At 64.5% G+C, this 21,160-nt stretch carries 16 protein-coding genes; 5 read left to right on the top strand and 11 right to left on the bottom strand.

The features are described 5' to 3' along the window. Positions 1-85 precede the first annotated feature (85 nt). From XI02_RS05640 to XI02_RS05615, 6 genes are all read right to left on the bottom strand, one after another. Entirely contained in the window at positions 86-1,711 is a 1,626-nt protein-coding gene (locus tag XI02_RS05640) for an ABC transporter ATP-binding protein (protein WP_069279343.1), read from the bottom strand. Between the two features lie 3 nt (positions 1,712-1,714). Then, complete coding sequence (locus tag XI02_RS05635; RefSeq protein WP_069279344.1) at positions 1,715-2,899, bottom strand: ABC transporter permease; 1,185 nt, start codon at positions 2,897-2,899, stop codon at positions 1,715-1,717. After that, positions 2,899-4,008 carry a microcin C ABC transporter permease YejB gene (locus tag XI02_RS05630; protein WP_016842625.1) on the bottom strand — a complete coding sequence of 370 codons (1,110 nt, stop codon included), beginning with the start codon at positions 4,006-4,008 and terminating at the stop codon, positions 2,899-2,901. The genes XI02_RS05635 and XI02_RS05630 overlap by 1 nt, the downstream gene beginning before the upstream one ends. Positions 4,009-4,011: 3 nt before the next feature. Next, positions 4,012-5,880, bottom strand: a complete 1,869-nt coding sequence (locus XI02_RS05625) for an extracellular solute-binding protein (RefSeq protein WP_026192173.1) — start codon at positions 5,878-5,880, stop codon at positions 4,012-4,014. A 17-nt stretch (positions 5,881-5,897) separates the two neighbouring features. After that, on the bottom strand, positions 5,898-7,754 hold the full coding sequence (locus XI02_RS05620; RefSeq protein WP_016842623.1) for an extracellular solute-binding protein: 1,857 nt from the start codon (positions 7,752-7,754) through the stop codon (positions 5,898-5,900). Between the two features lie 263 nt (positions 7,755-8,017). Further along, positions 8,018-8,566, bottom strand: a complete 549-nt coding sequence (locus XI02_RS05615; RefSeq protein ID WP_016842622.1) for a cytochrome c family protein — start codon at positions 8,564-8,566, stop codon at positions 8,018-8,020. 200 nt (positions 8,567-8,766) lie between these two features. On the opposite strand from XI02_RS05615, the gene XI02_RS05610 reads away from it, so the two are divergent. Continuing rightward, positions 8,767-9,507 (top strand): 3-deoxy-manno-octulosonate cytidylyltransferase, encoded by a 741-nt coding sequence (locus tag XI02_RS05610; protein ID WP_069279346.1) that lies wholly within the window; start codon positions 8,767-8,769, stop codon positions 9,505-9,507. Between the two features lie 21 nt (positions 9,508-9,528). Then, positions 9,529-10,389 carry a prephenate dehydratase gene (locus tag XI02_RS05605; protein ID WP_069279347.1) on the top strand — a complete coding sequence of 287 codons (861 nt, stop codon included), beginning with the start codon at positions 9,529-9,531 and terminating at the stop codon, positions 10,387-10,389. Positions 10,390-10,539: 150 nt separating this feature from the next. Here XI02_RS05605 and XI02_RS05600 read toward each other — a convergent pair whose 3' ends face one another. After that, positions 10,540-11,559 carry an LLM class flavin-dependent oxidoreductase gene (locus XI02_RS05600; protein ID WP_172648872.1) on the bottom strand — a complete coding sequence of 340 codons (1,020 nt, stop codon included), beginning with the start codon at positions 11,557-11,559 and terminating at the stop codon, positions 10,540-10,542. 390 nt (positions 11,560-11,949) lie between these two features. Between XI02_RS05600 and metF the strand changes: the two genes are divergently transcribed. The 3 genes from metF (at position 11,950) to maiA (ending at position 17,688) form a co-directional block, all read left to right on the top strand. Next, positions 11,950-12,864: a methylenetetrahydrofolate reductase [NAD(P)H] gene (gene metF, locus XI02_RS05595; RefSeq protein ID WP_016840922.1), complete on the top strand. Its 915-nt coding sequence runs from the start codon at positions 11,950-11,952 to the stop codon at positions 12,862-12,864. A gap of 3 nt (positions 12,865-12,867) precedes the next feature. Beyond that, positions 12,868-16,722, top strand: a complete 3,855-nt coding sequence (gene metH / locus XI02_RS05590; protein ID WP_172648873.1) for a methionine synthase — start codon at positions 12,868-12,870, stop codon at positions 16,720-16,722. A gap of 306 nt (positions 16,723-17,028) precedes the next feature. After that, a complete protein-coding gene (gene maiA / locus XI02_RS05585; RefSeq protein WP_172648874.1) occupies positions 17,029-17,688 on the top strand; it encodes a maleylacetoacetate isomerase in 660 nt (219 codons plus the stop codon). A gap of 90 nt (positions 17,689-17,778) precedes the next feature. Here maiA and XI02_RS05580 read toward each other — a convergent pair whose 3' ends face one another. The 4 genes from XI02_RS05580 to XI02_RS05565 all read right to left on the bottom strand — a co-directional run bounded on the left by XI02_RS05580 (position 17,779) and on the right by XI02_RS05565 (position 20,946). Next, positions 17,779-18,720 carry an IS110 family transposase gene (locus tag XI02_RS05580; RefSeq protein ID WP_018271587.1) on the bottom strand — a complete coding sequence of 314 codons (942 nt, stop codon included), beginning with the start codon at positions 18,718-18,720 and terminating at the stop codon, positions 17,779-17,781. A gap of 382 nt (positions 18,721-19,102) precedes the next feature. Next, positions 19,103-19,729, bottom strand: a complete 627-nt coding sequence (locus XI02_RS05575) for a glutathione S-transferase family protein (protein ID WP_172648875.1) — start codon at positions 19,727-19,729, stop codon at positions 19,103-19,105. Positions 19,730-19,883: 154 nt separating this feature from the next. Beyond that, positions 19,884-20,477 carry an N-acetyltransferase gene (locus tag XI02_RS05570; RefSeq protein WP_172648876.1) on the bottom strand — a complete coding sequence of 198 codons (594 nt, stop codon included), beginning with the start codon at positions 20,475-20,477 and terminating at the stop codon, positions 19,884-19,886. Between the two features lie 211 nt (positions 20,478-20,688). Then, positions 20,689-20,946 carry a hypothetical protein gene (locus tag XI02_RS05565; RefSeq protein ID WP_172648877.1) on the bottom strand — a complete coding sequence of 86 codons (258 nt, stop codon included), beginning with the start codon at positions 20,944-20,946 and terminating at the stop codon, positions 20,689-20,691. Positions 20,947-21,160 lie beyond the last annotated feature (214 nt).

The following is a 21,160-nucleotide window of genomic DNA, read 5'->3' as shown; positions in this document are numbered from 1 at the left end:
CCACCCTTCGAGGCTCGCTGCGCTCGCACCTCCAGCGGCAACGGCGAAGCCGTTGCGCGGGGATGACGTGGAACGACGAGGATAGCTACGTCGCCACCGCCCCGTCGCCGGCCGCTTCGATGCGGAACGCGGCGGCGAACAGTGCGCGGGTGTAGTCGCTCTTCGGGTTCTTGAACAGCTCGGAGGCCGGTCCCTCCTCCTCGACCTTGCCGGACTTCATCACGATCAAATGGCTCGCCAGCGAGGCGACCACGCGCAGATCGTGCGAGATGAACATGTAGGTGAGGTCGCGCTTGCGCTGCAGGTCGCGCAGCAGGTCGACCATCTGGGCCTGCAGCAGCATGTCGAGCGCGCTGGTCGGCTCGTCCAGCACCACGAAATTCGGCTCCAGCACGACCGCGCGCGCGATCGAGATGCGCTGGCGCTGGCCGCCGGAGAACTCGTGCGGATAGCGGAAGCGCCAGTCGGGATCGAGCCCGACATCCTTCAAAGCCTTGATCACCCGCGCCTCGCGCTCCTCGCGCGACAGCTGCTTCTGGTGCACCTCGAGGCCCTCGGCAATGATGTCGGCCACCGACATGCGCGGGCTGAGCGAACCGAACGGGTCCTGGAACACGATCTGCATGTCGCGGCGGAACGGCCGCATCTGCTTGAAGCGCAGGCCCTGGATGTCGCTGCCGAGGAACACGATCGGACCATCGGATGAAATCAGCCGGAGCAGCGCGAGCCCGAGCGTGGTCTTGCCGGAGCCGGATTCGCCGACCACGCCGAGCGTCTCGCCCTTGCGCACCGCGAGGCTGACGCCATCGACCGCCTTGATGTGGCCGACGGTCGAGCGCAACAGCCCGCGCTTGATCGGAAACCAGACCTTGAGATTGTCCGCCGACATCACGACCTCCGCGCCCGGCTGCGGCGGCGCCGGATCGGGCTTGGGCTCGGCCGCGAGCAGCGCCTGGGTATAGGCGTGCTTCGGCGCGGTGAAGACCTGCTCGACCGGGCCCTGCTCGACGATCTTGCCACTGTTCATCACGCAGACGGTGTCGGCGATGCGGCGGACGATGCCGAGATCGTGGGTGATGAACAACAGGCTCATGCCGAGCCGGGCGCGGATCTCGGCCAGCAGCGCCAGGATCTGCGCCTGCACGGTGACGTCGAGCGCCGTGGTCGGCTCGTCCGCGATCAGCAGATCGGGCTCGTTGGCGAGCGCCATCGCAATCATCACGCGCTGGCGCTGGCCGCCGGACAATTGGTGCGGATAGCTCTTCAGCCGCGTCTCCGGCTCGGGGATGCCGACCTGGCCCAGCAGCTCCAGCGTCCGCGCCCGCGCCGCGGTGCCACCGATGCCCCGGTGCAGCGACAGGATCTCACCGATCTGGGTCTCGATGGTCTGGAGCGGATTGAGCGAGGTCATCGGCTCCTGGAAGATGATCGAGATGTCGTTGCCGCGGACCTCGCGCATCTCCTGATCGGACGCGGTCAGGAGGTTGCGGCCGCGGAAACGGATCGCGCCGGTGGGATGCGATGCCGTCGGATAGGGCAGCAGCTTCAGCACCGACAGCGCGCTGACGGATTTTCCCGAACCGGATTCGCCGACCAGCGCGACGCACTCGCCGCGCTTGATCGAGAACGAGATACCGTCGACCGCAAGCACGCGGCCGAAGGCGACCGAGAGGTCGCTGACGTCGAGCAGAGGCTGGTTGGTCGCGTCCATGCGTCAGCCCTTCGAGAACGTCTTGCGCGGATCGAAGGCGTCGCGCGCGGCTTCGCCGATGAAGATCAGGAGCGACAGCATGATCGCGACCGAGAAGAAGCCGGTGAGGCCGAGCCACGGCGCCTGCACGTTGGCCTTGCCCTGCGACAGCAACTCGCCGAGCGAGGGCGAGCCGGGCGGCAGGCCGAAGCCGAGGAAATCCAGCGCCGTCAGCGTCATCACCGAGGACGAGACGATGAAAGGCAGGAACGTCATGGTCGCGACCATCGCGTTCGGCAGCAGATGGCGGAACATGATCACGCCGTTGGACACGCCGAGCGCGCGCGCCGCCTGGATGTATTCGAAATTGCGGCCGCGCAGGAACTCGGCGCGCACCAGGCCGACCAGCGAGACCCAGGAGAACAACAGCAGGATGCCGAGCAGGATGAAGAAGCCCGGCGGCAGCACCGCCGAGATGATCAGCAGCAGATAGAGCGAGGGGATCGCGGTCCAGATCTCGATCAGCCGCTGGAAGATGAGGTCGGTCCAGCCGCCGAAATAGCCCTGCACGCCGCCGGCGGCGATGCCGATGATCGAGGACAGGATGGTCAGCGTCAGGCCGAACAGCACCGAGATGCGGAAGCCGTAGATCAGCCGCGCAACCACGTCGCGGCCCTGATCGTCGGTGCCGAGCCAGTTGTATTCGAGGTCGCGGCAGCCGGTCAGTCCCTTCCGCTTCACCACGTCCTTGCACTGCTCCTCGGTCAACAGCCAGGTAGGCTTCGACGGCACCGCCGTCGGCGGGTCGAGGTTGCGGCTGTCATAGGAGTAACGGATCGGCGGCCAGATCATGCTGCCGCCCTTGGCGGCGATCTGCTTCTGCAGATAGGGGTCGCGATAGTCGGCCGCGGTCTCGAAATCGCCGCCGAAGGTGGTCTCGGCGTAGGTGAAGATCACCGGCCAATAGAGCTTCCCGTCATATTTGACCACCAGCGGCTTGTCGTTGGCGATGAAATTGGCGAACAGCGATGCCACGAACAGGACGACGAAGATCCAGAACGACCAGTAGCCGCGGCGATTGGCCTTGAAGTTCTGCCAGCGCCGCCTGTTCAGCGGCGACGGCGAAAAGCCGTGCCGCGTGGCGGGCACCGCCTCGCCGAGCGGCGATTGCGTCGAGGTCTCGACCGGTTGGGGCGCGAGCATCGTCATCAGACCTCCCGCGCTTCGAAATCAATCCGGGGATCGATCCACATATAAGCGAGATCGGAGAGCAGATTGACCACCAGTCCGACCAGCGAGAAGATGAACAGCGTCCCGAACACCACCGGATAGTCGCGGTTCAACACGCTCTCGAAGCCAAGCAGGCCGAGCCCGTCGAGCGAGAAGATGGTTTCGATCAGCAGCGAGCCGGAGAAGAACGCGTGGATGAACGCGCCCGGAAAGCCCGCGATCACGATCAGCATGGCGTTGCGGAAGATGTGGCCGTACAGCACCTGGCGCTCGCTGCAGCCCTTGGCGCGCGCGGTCATCACATATTGCTTGCGGATCTCGTCGAGGAACGAGTTCTTGGTCAGCAGCGTCATGGTGGCGAAGGCGCCGAGCGCCATCGACACCAGCGGCAGCGTCAGGTGCCAGAAATAGTCGATGATCTTCCAGTACCAGGGGAATTGCGCCCAGCCGTCCGAGGTCAGGCCGCGCAGCGGAAAGATATTGAGGAATGAGCCGCCGGCAAACAGCACGATCAGGAGGATCGCGAACAGGAAGCCCGGGATCGCAAAGCCGATGATGATCACGGCCGAGGTCCAGGTGTCGAACCGCGAGCCGTCCTGCACCGCCTTGCGGATGCCGAGCGGGATCGAGATCAGATAGGTCAGCAGCGTCATCCAGATGCCGAGCGACATCGAGACCGGCAGCTTCTCCTTGATCAGCTGCAGCACGCTGACGCTGCGGAAATAGCTGTTGCCGAAGTCGAACCGCGCGAAATTCCACACCATCAGCGCGAACCGCTCCGGCGCCGGCTTGTCGAAGCCGAACTGCACCTCGAGCTTCTTGATGAAATCGGGATCGAGGCCCTGCGCGCCGCGGTATTTCGAGTTGATGGCCGCGCCTGCGCCCGCGCCCTGGCCGCGCTGCGCGCCGAAATCGCCGCCGCCTCCCGACACGCGCGACGTGCCGCCGGTGTCCGCGCCGTTGATCTGCGCGATGACACGCTCGACCGGACCGCCGGGAGCAAACTGCACGACCACGAAGGAGACGAACAGAATGCCAAGCAGCGTCGGCAGCATCAGGAAGATACGTCGGGCGATATAGGCGCTCATCGGCTACTTCGCCTGCTCGAGCTTCGCGGCCTTGGCCGCATCATACCACCAGTTCTCGGGCGCGCCGACGCCCGCATATTTCGCAGGCTTCTCCGGATGCCCGAACTGGTCCCAATAGGCGACGCGGTGCTTGTTGGAATACCATTGCGGCACCCAGTAGCGGCCGGCACGGAAGACGCGATCGAGCGCGCGGCAGGCAAAGGTCAAGTCCGCTCGCGTCTCGGCAGCGATAGCTTTTTCGATCAATGCGTCGATCGCCGGGTTGGCAACGCCCGCCAGATTGTAGGAGCCCTTGGTGGTCGCAGCCTGGGACGAGAAGTAAGGCCTCAGGCTGTCACCCGGCGTCGCCGACATGGATATACGCTGGGTCGTCACCTCAAAATCGAAAGCCTCGACACGCGCACGATACTGCACTGCGTCGATCTGCCTGATATTGGCATCGATGCCAAGCGGCTTGAGATTCTTGATGAAGCTGGCGTGATGCGGCTGGAAAGTCGGCTCATCGAGCAGGAACTCGATCGTAAGCGGGTCGCCGTTAGGCAATCGCCGCTTGCCATCCTTGACGACGCATCCTGCATCGTTGAGCAACTGCGTCGCCTTTCGCAGCAGTGCGCGGTCCTGTCCCGATCCATCCGACACCGGCGGCACAAAGGGCTCGCCGAACACCTCATCCGGCACTTGGCCGCGGAATGGTTCGAGCAGTTTCAATTCCTCGGGCGAGGGTAGTCCACCAGCCACCATGTCCGAATTCTGGAAAGGCGAGACGCTGCGCGCGTAAGCGTCGTACATGATGGTCTTGTTGGTCCATTCGAAATCGAAGGCATAGATTAGCGCTTCGCGAACGCGCGGGTCTTTGAACTTGTCGAGACGGGTGTTAATGAACCAACCCTGCCCACCGGACGGTGTTTCGTCCGGCAATGTCTCGCGCTTGACCCGCCCGTCCTTGATAGCCGGGAAATCGTACCGCGTCGCCCAGACACGGGACGTGAATTCCTCGCGAAACAGATAATTTTTGCCTGTGAAGCCCTCGAACGCGACATCGCGATCACGGTAGAACTCGTAGCGCACGGTGTCGAAATTGTAACTGCCGCGATTGACCGGCAAGTCGGCTGCCCACCAATCCTTGAGGCGGTTATACTCGACGTAACGATTGACCTCGAACTTGCCGACCATGTACGGCCCGGAGCCCAGCGGAACTTCGAGTGTGGACTCGTCAAACTGCCGATTCGCGTAATAGGCCTTCGAGAAGATCGGCAGACCCGCAACATAAAGCGGCACGTCGCGCGCGCGATTAGGCGCAAAGGTCACGATCACGGTGCCGTCGTCGGGCGCCTCGGCCTTCACGAAATCGCGCAGTTGCACCACGATCAACGGATGCCCTTTCTCCTTCAGCGTGTTGAGCGAGAAGGCGACATCCTGCGCAGTCAGCTTCGAGCCGTCGTGAAAGCGAGCCTCGGGCCGCATCGTGAAGCGGTAGGTGAGCTTGTCGGGAGAAATCGAGACCGATCTTGCGGCCAGGCCGTACATCGCGTCAGGCTCATCGCCCGCGCGTGCCATCAACGAATCGAAGGTCATCTCCATGCCCTTCGCGCCTTCACCCTTGAGGATGAACGCGTTGAACGAACTGAACGTAAAGAAGGACTGGTTGTAGGCACGGGTCGAGGGGATCATTGAGAACGCCCCGCCCTTCGGCGCCTTCGGATTGACGTAGTCGAAGATCTTGAAATCCGCCGGATATTTCAGGTCGCCGAACACCGACATGCCGTGCATCTCGGCTCCGTTGTCGGCCACCGCCGGTGCAGCACGCAAGCCTGCAGCACTCAACGCACCGATGCCGAGACCGAGTGCGTGCCGACGGGAGAATAGCGCCATGCGCGGATCCTTGAGTTTTATGAACGCTTGAGCTTGGCCGCCTTGTCGGCGTCGTACCACCAAAGATTTGGGAATCCCGAAACAGCGTATTTCGGCAGCGGGTCGGGATGGCTGAAGCGATCCCAATAGACATAGCGCTGCTTGTCGTAATTGAAGTGTGGAACAAGATAGAAGTTCCAGAGCAAGACCCGGTCCAGCGCCTTGGCGGCGGCGACCTGATCGGCGCGGCTGTTGGCGAAGATGATACGCTCGATGATGGCATCGACGGCCGGATTCTTGATGCCGGGGAGATTGTTGGAGCCTGGCCGGTCGGCCGCCTGCGAGCCGAAATTGTCGCGCTGCTCGTTGCCGGGCGAGATCGACTGGCCCCAGACCTGGGTGACCATCTCGAAATCGTATTCGCGGACCCGATTTTGATATTGCACTGTGTCGACGGCACGCAGATTGACGGTGATGCCGAGACGCTCAAGGCTCGGCTTGTAGAACAGGGCGATCCGCTCCATGCCGGAATCGCCGCTGTTGCCGAGTATCTCGACCGTGAACGGCTGACCGGACGAATCGACCAGCTTGCGGTCGCGAATCTCGAAGCCGGCATCCTTCAACAGCCGCGTCGCCTCGCGCAGATTGGCGCGCACGTTTTCCGGCGTGCCACCGACCGGATCCTTGTAGGGTGTCGTAAAGACTTCGGGCGGCACCTTGTCGCGCACCGTCTCCAGGATCTCGAGCTCCTTGCCTTCCGGCAGGCCGGTCGCCATGAGGTCGGGGATGCCGTCGAAATAGCTTGAATCGCGATGATAGTCGCCGGTCGAAAGCACGCGATTCATCTCTTCGAAATCGAACGCGTAGTTGAAGGCGCGGCGCAGTCTGGGGTCGGCGAATTTCGGGCGCCTCAGGTTGAACACCCAGCCCTGCATCCGGCCTTGATTGCGGACGGTGAAGAGCTCCTTGAGCAACCGCTTCTCCCGCACCGGCGGAACGTCGTAGGCCGACGCCCACTCCTTTGCGCTGCGCTCGCCGTACCAATCGAACTGGTCGGCCTTCAGCGCCTCGCGCGCGACCGTGTCGTCGCGGAAATATTCGTAGCGCAGCTCGTCGAAATTGTTCTGTCCGATCGCGATCGGAATGTCCTTGCCCCAGTAGTCCTTGACGCGCTCGAGCACCACCGACCGTCCGGCGACGAACTCCTTGATCCGATAGGGACCCGAACCGAGCGGCGGCTCCAGCGTGCTCGCGGTGATGTCACGCTTCTTGCCCTGCGCGTCGGTGCCTTCCCACCAATGCTTGGGCAAAATAGTGAGCTGGCCGGTAATCATGGGCAGCTCGCGGTTGCCTGCGCTGTCGAAGGTGAACTTGACGTCGCGATCGCCGATCTTCTCGGCCTTTACGATATGCCGATAGTAGGCGCTGAACATCGGGCTGTTCGCCTTCCACGCCTCGAAGGAGAAGATCACGTCCTCCGGCGTGACCGGCTTGCCGTCGTGCCAGCGTGATCCGGGCCGCAGGCGGTAGATCACGTAGGAGAAATCATCGGGAAAGGCTGCCGCCTCGGCGAGTTCGCCGTAATAGGTATCGGGCTCGTCGAGCGAGGCCTCCATCAGCGAGTCGTAGATGCGAGCGACAGCCGCCGAGACGGAGCCCTTCAACCCCGCAACGACGAGGTTGAAGCTGTCATAGGTGCCGGGCTGGAACAGCCGCACCACGCCGCCCTTCGGCGCGTCCGGCTTGACGTAGTCGTAGCGCTTGAAGTCGGCGGGATATTTGATTTCGCCGTAGGTCGAGAGGCCGTGCCGCCATTTCAGCCCGTTGGGGGCGTCGTCGGCGAAGGCCGGCGTGATCGCCGACAGGCCGGGGGTGAGTCGGAGCGCCGGAGCCATTGCCGCCAGTGCGCTGCCTTGAAGGAGGTGTCGTCGAGTGATCGCCAAATTCGGTCTTCCTGCTTGCGGCCCCGCTTACATGGGACCCAATATAAGGCAACGGTTCGACAAATTACGTTGCTTTTTCCTCATGATATTGGCCCGGGAACAATATCGGCGCGGCGAAACGTCCCGATAACAACCCCGCGACAGCGGATTCCCCATGCGAAAACGGCCAGGCATTGCCTGGCCGTTTCATCCGCATGCTTGCGCGAAGCAAATCGTTACTTCGAGGCGGTCGGGAGCGGAGCCGGGTGCTCCGAGTTCGAATTCAGATAGGCGATGATGTCGGCCCGCTCGCTGTCCTTCGGCACGCCGGCAAAGCCCATCGCGGTGCCCGGGACGAAGCCCTTCGGGTTGGTCAGGAACTTGTTGAGGTCGTCGAAGGTCCACTCGCCGCCCTTGCCCTTCATCGCGGCCGAGAAATTGAAGCCGCGGCCCTCGCCCTTCTTCTCGCCAACAACACCGAACAGGTTCGGACCGACGCGGTTGGGACCGCCCTTCTCGAAGGTGTGGCAGGCCTGGCACTTCTTGGCGGCTGCCGCGCCCTTCTCGACGGACGCGGTCTGCAGCAGCTTCTCGATCGGCTCGGAGGAGGCCGCAGCGGCCTCGCCGCCACCGCCATGGGACTCTTCCTTCACCGCGATCTCAAAACCCGGCTTCTCCGGCAGCTTCGGCGCGAATTTCGCGCTGGCGGCAAAGCTCATCACCAGGACGACGATGCAGGTGCCGAGAACCGCACCGAGGATTTTGTTGAGTTCGAAGGAGTCCATTTCGGGTCAGGCTCCGGGCCTTGAATGTCGACTTCAGGCCGGGAATACGGCCGCGGGGAGAGACCTGGGAATCGGCCTTATCGCACCGCCCCAAGCAGGGTTGAGATATCGGTTTGCCCGCGCTCTGGCAACCCGTATAAACGCGCCGAATTCAACCTCCTCCCCGGCAATTTCCGCAGGCCGGACGGGCCCCGACACGAATGACCCAACCCCGTACCTTGGTGCTGATTCCGGCTCGCATGGCCGCCACCCGGCTGCCAGGAAAGCCGCTGCTCGAGATCGCCGGCGTGCCGATGATCGTCCATGTGCTGCGGCGGGCCGAGGCGGCGGGCATCGGCCGGGTTGCGGTTGCGACCGACACGGCCGAGATCGCTGCAGCGGTGAAGGCCGCCGGCGGCGAGGTCGTGATGACCCGCTCCGACCACCCGTCCGGCTCGGACCGGATTTACGAAGCGATGACGACCCTCGACCCGGGCGGCCATGCCGAGATCGTGGTCAATCTGCAGGGCGATTTCCCGACCATCAGCCCCGAGACCATCCGCAGCGTGATGCCGGCGCTCGACGATCCCGCAGTCGACATCTCGACCCTGGCCTCGCGCATCCATAGCGAGGAGGAGGATCAGGCCCCCAGCGTCGTCAAGGCCGTCGGCTCGCCGATCGGGCCGAACCGGTTGCGCGCGCTGTATTTCACCCGCGCCACGGCGCCTTATGGCGACGGGCCGCGCTACCATCATATCGGCCTGTACGCCTACCGCCGCGCCGCGCTGGAGCGGTTCGTGGCGCTGCCGCCCTCGCCGCTGGAGCAGCAGGAAAAGCTCGAGCAGCTCCGCGCGCTGGAAGCCGGGATGCGGATCGACATCACCATCGTTGACACTGTCCCGCGCGGCGTCGACACCCCGGCCGACCTCGAAACCGCCCGCAGAATACTTTCCAAAGCCTGACCGGCTGGTAAAAGGCCACCCATGACCAAGAAGCTGAAAATCGCGTTCCAGGGCGAGCCTGGCGCCAATTCCCATATCGCGATCGTCGAGGCCTATCCCGACGCCGAGCCGATGCCCTGCCCGACCTTCGAGGACGCGCTGGCGGCGATTTCCTCGGGCGAGGCCGATCTCGGCATGATCCCGATCGAGAATTCGGTCGCCGGCCGCGTCGCCGACATCCACCATCTCTTGCCCGCCTCGGGCCTGTTCATCGTCGGCGAATGGTTCTTGCCGATCCGCCACCAGCTGATGGCGATCAAGGGCACCAAACTCGCCGACATCAAGAGCGTGGAGAGCCACGTCCACGCGCTCGGCCAGTGCCGCCGCGTCATCCGCAAGCTCGGCATCAAGCCGATCGTCGCCGCCGACACCGCCGGCAGCGCCCGCGACATCTCCGAGCGCGGCGACAAGAGCGTGGCGGCGATCGCCTCCCGCCTCGCCGCCGATATCTACGGCCTCGACATTCTCGCCGAGGACATCGAGGACGAAGCCCACAACACCACCCGCTTCGTGGTGCTGGCGCGCGAGGCCAAATGGGCCGCGCAGGGCTCGGGGCCGCTGGTCACGACTTTTGTCTTCCGGGTGCGCAATTTGCCCGCCGCGCTGTACAAGGCGCTGGGCGGCTTTGCCACCAACGGCGTCAACATGACCAAGCTCGAAAGCTACATGGTCGACGGCAATTTCTTCGCCACGCAATTCTATGCCGATGTCGACGGTCATCCCGATGACCGCGGCCTCGCCTTTGCGCTCGAGGAATTGAAATTCTTCTCGCGCGAATTCCGTATCGTCGGCGTCTATCCCGGCCACCCGTTCCGCGCGACCTTCAGCGAGACGCAGGACTGAGTCGCACGAACGCAATCTTTTCCGCGCGTCGTCCCGGCGCAGGCCGCGACCCATAACCACCGACGTTCGTAGGCAGCAAGGCGGCAACCAGCTTGCGCAACAACTGGGGCCGCGGCGTATGGGTCGCGGCCTTCGCCGGGACGACAACCGTTATGTGGCGGCTCTCTTCGCGAGCCCGAACGCCTCGGCGAGCAGGCTGTACGACTTCTTTCGCGCCGCGTGGTCGTAGACCGCTGATATCACCATCAGCTCATCCGCTTGGGTCGCCGCGATCAGCGGCTCCAGCTTCGTCATCACGGTTGCGGGGCTGCCGACGAAGAGGCGGGCGCGGTTGCGCGCGATCGAGGCGCGCTCGGCGTCGGTGTAGGGATAGGCTTCTGCCTCCTCGACGCTAGGCAGCGGCAGATACTGGCCGCGGTCGCGGCGCAGCCGGTTGAGATCCATCGACATTGCAAGCCGCTCGGCCTCGGCGTCGGTCTCCGCCGTGACGACGGCGACCGCCAGGATCGCCTGCGGCGTCGCGCGCCAGCCCGACGGCTTGAAATGCGCGCGGTAATTCGTCATCGCCGCAATAGCGTCGTGAGTGGCAAAATGATGCGCGAATGCAAAGCCCATCCCGACCTGTGCGGCGAGCTCGGCGGAATAGTCGCTCGAGCCGAGCAGCCAGATCGGCGGCAGCGGCGAGTCGTCCGGCATCGCCACCACATTGTTATAGGGATGGCCGGGTGGGAAATCGCGCGTCTCCCACAAGGTCAGCTCGTGCAGCCGCTCGAGGAAATCATCGCCCTCGCGGCGATCGAGCCGGCTGCGCAGCGCGTAGGCGGTGGCGCCGTCGGTGCCGGGCGCGCGGCCGAGGCCGAGATCGATGCGGCTGGGAAACAGCGCCTCCAGCATCTTGAAGCGCTCGGCGACGACGAGCGGCGCGTGGTTCGGCAGCATCACGCCGCCGGAGCCGACACGGATATGCTGCGTCACCGCCGCGATCTGCCCGATCATCAGATCGGGCGCCGGGCTCGCAACGGAAGCGAGGTTGTGGTGTTCGGCGAGCCAATAACGTGTGTAGCCGAGACCATCGACATGGCGCGCCAGGTCGATGCTGTTGCGGAGCGCAGCGGCCGGCCTGGTGCCGGTGGTGACGACGGACAGGTCGAGGACGGAGAGCGGAATCATGGCCGTCAACCTAGTGTGACGCCACGAGGCGACAAAGGCCCCGACCGCGCAGACCAGTCCCGCAGCGGAACATCGGCGCGGGCAGCCACCGATTTTGGGACGATATACAACAATTCATTGACGCACCAAGCTACCCACCAATCGATTTCGACCTCCAATCACTTGCAGAATCCTTATTATTTAAATATTTTCAACATCTTATTGCTATCAGGCGAAACCAATGGCTTGCCCACCGAGACATTCTCGATAGTCAATTTTTGACAAAACTGCACCACGAATGGGCAATTTCCCATATCCGATGGGCTGTTTGATCCAACGCATTTGGCTTATCTTAGGGCCTTCATATCCAGGCCGGACGTCTGCCCTCCAGTTGCGGAGCCTTTGCGTATCATGACCGAGACCATTTCCTCCGTGCCGAACGCACCGCGTGCGCCCAAGGCGCCGAAAATCTCCTTCGAGTTCTTCCCGCCGAAGACCGAGGAGATGGAGCGCAATCTCTGGGAGACGATCAATCGCCTGGCGCCGCTGACGCCGAACTTCGTTTCGGTCACCTACGGCGCCGGCGGCTCGACCCGCGAGCGTACCCATTCGACCATCACTCGCATCCTGCGTGAGACCGATCTGCTGCCGGCTGCGCATCTGACCTGCGTCAGCGCCTCGCGCGGCGAGATCGACGACATCGTCGACCGCTATCATGAGGTCGGCGTCCGTCACATCGTCGCACTGCGCGGCGATCCGCCCGGCGGCATCGGCACGCCCTACTTCACCCATCCGGACGGCTACCAGAGCTCGGCCGAGCTTGTCGCCGGGATCAAGCGGCGCCACGCCGACATCGAGATCTCGGTGTCCGCCTATCCCGAGAAGCATCCGGAAGCGAAGGATTTCGACGCCGACATCGACACGCTGAAGGCCAAGGTCGACGCCGGCGCGACGCGCGCGATCACCCAGGTGTTCTTCGACAACGACCTCTACCACCGCTACGTCGACCGGGTGCGCGCGCGCGGCATCGAGATTCCGATCGTGCCGGGCATCATGCCGATGCACAATTTCAAGCAGGCGCGCAATTTCGTGACGCGCGCCGGCACCAGCGTGCCGGACTGGCTCGCCGAGAAGTTCGAGGGCCTCGACAACGACGCCGAGACCCGCAAGCTGGTCGCCGCCACCGTCGCCGCCGGCCAGGTGCAGAAGCTGTTCAAGCACGGCGTCGACACCTTCCACTTCTACACCATGAACCGCGCGGACCTCGTGTTCGCGATCAGCCACCTGCTCGGCATCCGGCCGAACGGTGCCCAGAAAGCTGCCTGACACATGTCCGTTCCCGTTTCCCCCAAGCGTAACGCTTTGCTCGCGGCTGCCCGCGAGCGCATCCTGGTGCTCGACGGCGCCATGGGCACGATGATCCAGGGCCTGCAGTTCGACGAAGCCGCCTTCCGCGGCGCGCGCTTTGCGGACTTCCACCGCGACATCAAGGGCAACAACGATCTGCTGATCCTGACCCAGCCCGAGGCGATCACGGACATCCACGCCGCCTATCTGCGCGCCGGCGCCGACATCGTCGCGACCAACACCTTCTCTTCGACCTCGATCGCGCAGGCCGACTACGACATGTCGGACATTGCCTATGAGCTGAACCTGCAGGGCGCCCGGCTTGCGCGCGCCGCCGCCGAGCGGGTGAGCGCCGAGGACGGCAAGCCACGCTTCGTCGCCGGCGCGCTCGGCCCGACCAACCGCACCGCCTCGATCTCGCCCGACGTCTCCAATCCAGGCTATCGCGCGGTGACCTTCGACGATCTGCGCAAGGCCTATGGCGAGCAGGCCAAGGGTCTGCTCGACGGCGGCGCCGACCTGCTGCTGGTCGAGACCATCTTCGACACGCTGAACGCCAAGGCGGCGCTGTACGCGATCTCCGAGATCATCGAGGAGCGCGGCATCGACGTGCCCGTGATGATTTCCGGCACCATCACCGACAAGTCCGGCCGCCTGCTCTCCGGCCAGTTGCCGGAGGCGTTCTGGCATTCGGTGCGGCACGCGAGGCCAATCACGATCGGCTTCAACTGCGCACTCGGCGCCGAGGATCTGCGCGCGCACATCGCCGATATCGGCCGCGTCGCCGACACGCTCGTGTGTGCTTATCCGAACGCCGGCCTGCCCAACGAATTCGGCCAGTATGACGAGACGCCGGACTACATGGCGCGGCTGATCGGCGAATTCGCCGCTGCCGGCCTCGTCAACATCGTCGGCGGCTGCTGCGGCACCACGCCCGACCATATCGCCGCGATCGCCAAGGCCGTCGCCCCGCACAAGCCGCGCGCGGTGCCCGAGATCGCACCGCGGCTCAGGCTGTCCGGCCTCGAGCCGTTCACGCTGACCGACGCCATTCCGTTCGTGAATGTCGGCGAGCGCACCAACGTCACCGGCTCCGCACGATTCCGCAAGCTGATCACCGCCGGCGACTACACCGCCGCGCTGCAGGTCGCGCGCGACCAGGTCGAGAACGGCGCCCAGGTCATCGACGTCAACATGGATGAGGGCCTGCTCGATTCCGAGGCGGCGATGGTGACGTTCCTCAACCTCGTCGCCGCCGAGCCCGACATCGCGCGCGTGCCCGTGATGGTCGATTCCTCGAAATTCCACGTCATCGAGGCCGGCCTGAAATGCATCCAGGGCAAGCCGATCGTGAACTCGATCTCGCTCAAGGAAGGCGAGGAGAAGTTCATCCATGAAGCGACCGTCGCCAAGCGCCACGGCGCCGCCGTGGTGGTGATGGCGTTCGATGAAACCGGCCAGGCCGACACGTTCAAGCGCAAGACCGAGATCAGCAAGCGCGCCTACGACATCCTGGTCGGCCGGCTCGACTTCCCGCCCGAGGACATCATCTTCGATCCGAACATTTTTGCGATCGCGACCGGCCTCGAAGAGCACAACAATTACGGCGTCGACTTCATCGAGGCGACGCGCTGGATCCGGGCGAACCTGCCCGGCGCCCACATCTCCGGCGGCGTCTCCAACCTGTCGTTCTCGTTCCGCGGCAACGAGCCGGTGCGCGAGGCGATGCACTCGGTGTTCCTGTATCACGCGATCCATGCCGGCATGGACATGGGCATTGTCAACGCCGGACAGATGATCGTCTATGACGACATCGATCCCGAGCTGCGCCAGACCTGCGAGGACGTGATCCTCAACCGCGATCCCGGCGCCTCCGAGCGACTCTTGGCGCTGGCCGAAAAATTCCGCGGCAAGGAGAAGCAGACCAAGGAAGCCGATCTCGCCTGGCGCGAATGGCCGGTCGAGAAGCGGCTGTCCCACGCCTTGGTGCACGGCATCACCGAGTTCATCGAAGAGGACACCGAGGCCGCGCGCCAGAACGCGTCCCGTCCGCTCGACGTCATCGAGGGGCCGCTGATGGCCGGCATGAACGTGGTCGGCGATCTGTTCGGCGACGGCAAGATGTTCCTGCCGCAGGTCGTGAAGTCGGCCCGCGTGATGAAGCAGGCGGTCGCCTATCTGATGCCGTTCATGGAGGAGGAGAAGGCCCGCAACCTCGCCAACGGCATCACCGGCGGCCGCAACGCCGCGGGCAAGATCGTGCTCGCGACGGTGAAGGGCGACGTCCACGACATCGGCAAGAACATCGTCGGCATCGTGCTCCAGTGCAACAATTTCGAGGTCATCGACCTCGGCGTCATGGTGCCCGCCAACAAGATCATCGAGACCGCGAAGGCCGAGGGTGCCGACATCATCGGCCTGTCCGGCCTGATCACGCCCTCGCTCGACGAGATGAGCTTCCTCGCCGGCGAGCTGCAACGGCAGGGCATGAACCTTCCGCTCCTGATCGGCGGCGCCACCACGAGCCGCGTGCACACCGCCGTGAAGATCGACCCGAACTATCCGGGCGGCCCGGTCGTGCATGTCAACGATGCGAGCCGCGCGGTCGGCGTCGCTTCCTCGCTGCTGTCGGCCGAGAAGAAGCAGGCCTACGCCGCCGAGGTGCGGGCCGAATACGCAAAAATCTCCACGGCGCATTTCCGCGCCCAGGCCGACAAGAAGCGGCTGAAGCTTGGCGAGGCCCGCGCCAACAAGGTCGCGATCGACCTCGCGGCGGCGCCGCCGAAAAAGCCGGCCTTCTTCGGGCTGAAGAGCTTCGACGCCTACGATCTCGCCGAACTCGCCGACTACATCGACTGGACGCCGTTCTTCCAGACCTGGGAGCTGACCGGCCGCTTCCCGGCGATCCTCGACGACCCCAAGGTCGGCGAAGTCGCCCGCTCGCTCTATGCCGACGCGCGCAAGATGCTCGACACGATCATCAAGGAGAAGTGGTTCACCGCCCGCGCCACCATCGGCTTCTGGCCGGCGAACGCCGTCGGCGACGACATCGAGGTCTATGCCGACGAGACGCGGAAGCAGAAGATCGCGACCTTCCACACGCTGCGCCAGCAGCTCGAGAAGCGCGAGGGCCGCTTCAACGCCGCGCTGTCCGACTTCATCGCGCCCGTCGAGACCGGCGTGCCCGACTATATCGGCGGCTTCGTCGTCACCGCGGGGATCGGCGAGGATGCGGTCGCCGACCGCTTCAAGAACGCCAACGACGACTACTCCTCGATCCTGTGCAAGGCGCTGGCCGATCGCCTGGCCGAAGCCTTCGCCGAGCGCATGCACCAGCGCGTGCGCAAGGAGTTCTGGGCCTATGCGCCGGGCGAGGCGTGGTCGGCGGACGAACTGATCCTCGAGAAATATGACGGCATCCGCCCCGCGCCCGGCTATCCGGCGCAGCCCGACCACACCGAGAAGCGGACGCTGTTCGCGCTGCTCGATGCCGAGAACACCGCCGGCGTGAAGCTGACCGAGAGCTTTGCGATGTGGCCGGGCTCGTCGGTCTCGGGCCTGTATTTCTCGCATCCCGAAAGCTTCTACTTCGGCGTCGGCAAGATCGAACGTGACCAGGTCGAGGACTACGCCGCGCGCAAAGCCATGACGGTCGCCGAGATCGAGCGCTGGCTGGCGCCGGTCTTGAACTACATCCCCTCGCAGGACGGCGCCAAGGGATCGGCGATCGCGCCCGCCGCGACGCCTGCCAACGACGCGGAGCTGGCCTCGCATCCGCAGGGCTGCACCTGCGCCGTGCACCTCGCTTGGCGCAGGAAGAAGGTGGGCGCGGGATAGCTCTTTCACCCTGCCCTGGAGGGGGAGGGTCGGTGCACATGGAGCGAAGCGGAATGCGCACCGGGGTGGGGTGATCCCTCCACTCGGGCACCGCTTCAGCGGAGAGACCGTCACCCCACCCCGTATCGCATCGCTCCGCGCGATGCGATACGACCCTCCCCCTCCAGGGGAGGGTGAAGCGCCGTAGCCCGGATGCAGCGAAGCGTAATCCGGGATAAACTGCGACCGAACGACGACCGGACCCGGATTTCGCTTGTGCTTCATCCGGGCTACGGCCTTCGTCGTGTGGCGCAGAGAGAATTCCCCATGCAGTTCTTCTCCTTCTGGCGCTCGCTGGCGAGCTTTCGGGTGCGGATCGCGCTCAACCTCAAGGGCGTGGCCGCCGATGTCGTCTTCGTCGATCTCGATGCGGACGCGCATCGCACTGACGCCTATCGCAAGATCAATCCGCAGATGGCGCTACCGGCGCTGGTGACCGACGACGGCACGGTGCTGTTCCAGTCGCTCGCGATCATCGACTGGCTCGACGAGACTTTTCCGACGACGCCGCTGCTGCCAGCGGATGCGCTCGGCCGCGCCCGGGTGCGCGGGCTGGCGCTGATCGTCGCCTGCGAGGGCCATCCGCTGCTGACGCCGCGGGTGCGCCGCTATCTCGATCGCGAGCTCGATCTGCGCGACAGCCAGCAGAACGCCTGGCGGCGGCACTGGACGGTCGAGACGCTGGCCGCGCTCGAGGGCCACCTCGCCGGCCACAAGGCAACCGGCCGGTTCAGCCACGGCGATGCGCCCACCCTTGCCGACATCTGCTTGGTCGGCCACGTCACGGCGGCGATCAACCAGCAGATCAGCCTGTCGCCCTGGCCGACCGTGAAGCGCATCCACGAGACCGCCATGGCGTTGCCGGGATTCGCCAAGGCGCATCCGTCCGCGCAGCCGGATACACCGGAAGCGATGCGGCCGAAGTAGTTTGCGAGCGCGTTGCAAAGGGACAGGCAGAAGCGCAAACGTGTGCGCGGCTCTCTCTCGACCGTCGTCCCGGCGAAAGGCCGGCAACTGTTATGTTGGTTTGGTCTGCAGGTACGGCTTTCGGTCTCGCATCATGGCATTGAGGACCGTGAGCAGCTTCCTGGCGACGGCGATGAGGGCGAGCTTGGCTGGTTTTCCGGCCTGTCGCAGTCGTGCATAGAAGGCCTTGAACGGATCAGCTCTGCGAACTGCGTTGAGGGCCGCCATATAGAGGGCGTCACGAACGCGCTTTCGGCCGCCCGCAATCTTGCGCTTGCCGCGGAAGGTGCCGCTGTCGACGTTGAAGGGAGCAAGGCCAGCGAGCGCTGCGAGTTGTTTCGGTCCGACCCGCCCGAGTTCCGGCATCTGCGCGATGAGCTGCATGCAGGCCACGGGACCCACGCCGGGCAGCGAACGCATTAACTTCGCATCGTCCGCGATCTGCGCTTCGGCTTTAATCAATGCGCTGATGTCGGCCTCGATCTCGGCGATCTCGCTGTCGAGGACCTCGATGAGGCGGCCGATGCGTTCGGCCATGGCGCGATCGTCGGCCTCGCTGCGCCGGTTCTTCTCCTGGGCGCGCATGAGGACCAGCTGATCCCGCCGTTTTGCAAGCCTCGCCAAGGCGCCCCGTGCAGGATCGGCGACCTGCTCGGGGGCGGGCTGCATGGCCCGCGCAAAGGCCGCCAGCATCCGCGCATCGATCGGATCGGTCTTGGCGAGTAGGCCGCTGGCCCGTGCAAAGTCGCGGGCACGGGCCGGGTTGATCCGTGCGAACTGGATCCCGGCCTGACGCAGCGCCTCGCGAAGCGCGAGGTCATAGATACCCGTCGCCTCGAAGACCACCAGCGCATCGCATTGCCAACGCGCCACCTGCTGTGTGATGGCCTGTGTCGCGTTGGCAATGCGCCTCGGCACGCCGTCAGCCTCATCAAAGATATCGAGGTGTTTCTTGGAGATGTCGATTCCGACGTAACGAAGAGCTATGATCACGGTGCCTGTCCCTGTGATGCGAGGTCTGTTGGTGCAGCCTCGTGCAACTGTTCAGGTTGATAGATGGAACGGGCGGGAGACCGAGCCGGCTCACGGCGTCAAGCGCCAAGGACCCAACGGCTTCCCGCCCACCCTCATCCTGACACACTTCCAAGACACAGGGACCCATACGCCGCGGCGGATGTTGTCGGCGGGACTCGTCATTCCAGCATCGCCCAACAACGAACTTCGGTGGTTGGGTCCCGGCCTTCGCCGGGACGACACTGAGTGTGTTGCACGGGCTGTGAGTCATACTTGCGCATTCTCATTTGCGCATTCTCATTCCCCGGTGCGCAATTGCGCACCGGGGAATGACGGCAGAGAGAGATGACGGTACGCCGCCCTAACCGCTCGGCGGCGCCAGTGGCTGCACGATCTCCTGGAACGGCGGCAGCGCCTCGCAGCGCGCGGCGTGGGCCTTGAGCGCCGGGTAGCGCGCGTCGAACAGATGCGGATGCGCCTCGCCGGTGAAGCGCAGCGCGCAGGCCACCGCGATGTCGGCATGACCGATGCGATCACCCAGCCAATATGGCGACGGCACCGCCGCGCGCTCCTGCTCCAGCACCGCGAGCACGCCCGCGATCTGCGCCTCGCAACGCTCGACCCAGAGTTTCAACTGCTCCTTGCGCAGCACGCGCTCATAGACAAGGCTCACCGCCTTGTCGGCAAGCCCGGTCGCCAGCGCCGTGATGCGCAGATGCTTGCGCCGCTCGGGCCCCGAACGCGCGATCATCGCCTTGTCCGGCCCGACCAGCTCGTCGAGGTAATCCAGGATCGCGCCACTCTCGATCAGCGCCTCGCCGTCATCGAGCACCAGCGTCGGCACCCGCCGCACCGGATTGTAGGCCGCAACTTTCTCCGCATCGCCGAAGGTCGACCACGGCTTGTGCTCGAACGGCAATCCATAGAGCCGCAGCGCGATCGCGGTGCGGCGGACAAAGGGCGAGTCGTACTGGCCGATCAAAAACATCTGTCATCTCGTCGGTCATGCCGCAGCAAGCCGCGCCTCGAAAGCAAGGCTTTCGAAGTGTGCGGCCACGCCGGGGACAAAGGTTGCACTTTGCACCATCGTAGATGGGCCGCGCCGCATTGCAACCGGATCCTGATCCGGTCCGTTAGGCGAGCTACCCGATCACCGGCACATGCCTCGCCGCATCGGGCGGCAATCTGCCGTCGAGCCTCGGATCATCCGCCACCTCGATCTGCCGCAGGAACGGACGGAAGCCGGAGCGCTGGTAGAATGCGACGGCCGAGGGATGGTCGAAGGTGCAGGTGTGCACCCAGACGCGGCTGACGTCGCGCGACCAGGCGATCTCGAGCGCGCGGTTCATCAGGAAGCGCGCGGCGCCAGTGCCGATGAATTTTGCGGTGACGCCGAAATAGAGCAGCTGGCATTCGCCGGGCACGCTGAAATCGAGTTCGAGCAGGCCCTCATCCTGGCCGTCGACGGCGAGCCCGTAGAGCTCGTTGCCGGGGGCGTGGATCCTCGAGGCGAGATCGGAATCATCGAGCGCGGTGCGGGTGAACCACAGCCACTCCTCGCCGACGCGGCGATAGATATCGCGATACCAGTCGAGCGCGGGCGGCTCGACCTTGCGCAGGCGCCACGCGCCGGGCGGATCGTCGCGGCGCAGCGGGCGGGCGGTCATTTCCAGATGGGTGACGACGGCAGCGATTTTGCCGTGGGGGATGTCGGAGTAACCGTCGGGCAGCAGCATTAAGCGACCTTTGTTTCCAAGCTGTCGGCGGGAGATAACCGCACGTCGCTGCAGATGCAATGCGACGCTGCGCACAGTGGCTGGTCAGGAAAAAACAGACGAGGCAGCCAGCCTATCCGCTGCTCCTCATTCGAGCGGCCAGGTCCAACGAGCGGGATAACCAGCTTGAACGCGCTTTGAGGGAGGGCTCCCCCGGCCCTCCCGCACTCGGTTAATTGCCAACCCACACGTTGCCGTTCGCGTCGAAATCGTTCTTCGGGTTGTAACCGGACTCGCGAAGATTCCGCATATGCATCGCGCGGTCGCTGACGTCGCCATTCAGACTGGCGTTGGCGTTGAGCACGGCAGGACTCAGTGCGGTACCCATCGCGAGGCGTTGGTGGGTCCGGTGTTGTGCCGTCCGTGCATCGGCAAATGCCGCCGTGGAGAGAGAAGCAACTGCGATCGAAACAAGAATGATTTTCGTCATGGTCAGCTCCTGTGAAGTAACCAGCTGAGCTTTCAATCGCTTCCAGAAAATACGTGCTCGCACCGAATGTGAAAATCGCCACAGTCCGGCGGCGATCACGATCGGTCAGACTAGCAGGCAGAAGCCAACGCTTCTTGGACCCCCGCGCACAGCGTCGCGGGAAGTCCGTGCGCAACTCGCAAACGTCAACTTGTAGTGATCCAGATGCGCCGCC

This window comes from Bradyrhizobium sp. CCBAU 21365 (assembly GCF_015291305.1).
GTDB classification, from domain to species: Bacteria; Pseudomonadota; Alphaproteobacteria; order Rhizobiales; family Xanthobacteraceae; genus Bradyrhizobium; species Bradyrhizobium elkanii.
Note: the sequence above shows the minus strand (reverse complement) of the source record. Positions and strands in the feature narration are given on the sequence as shown.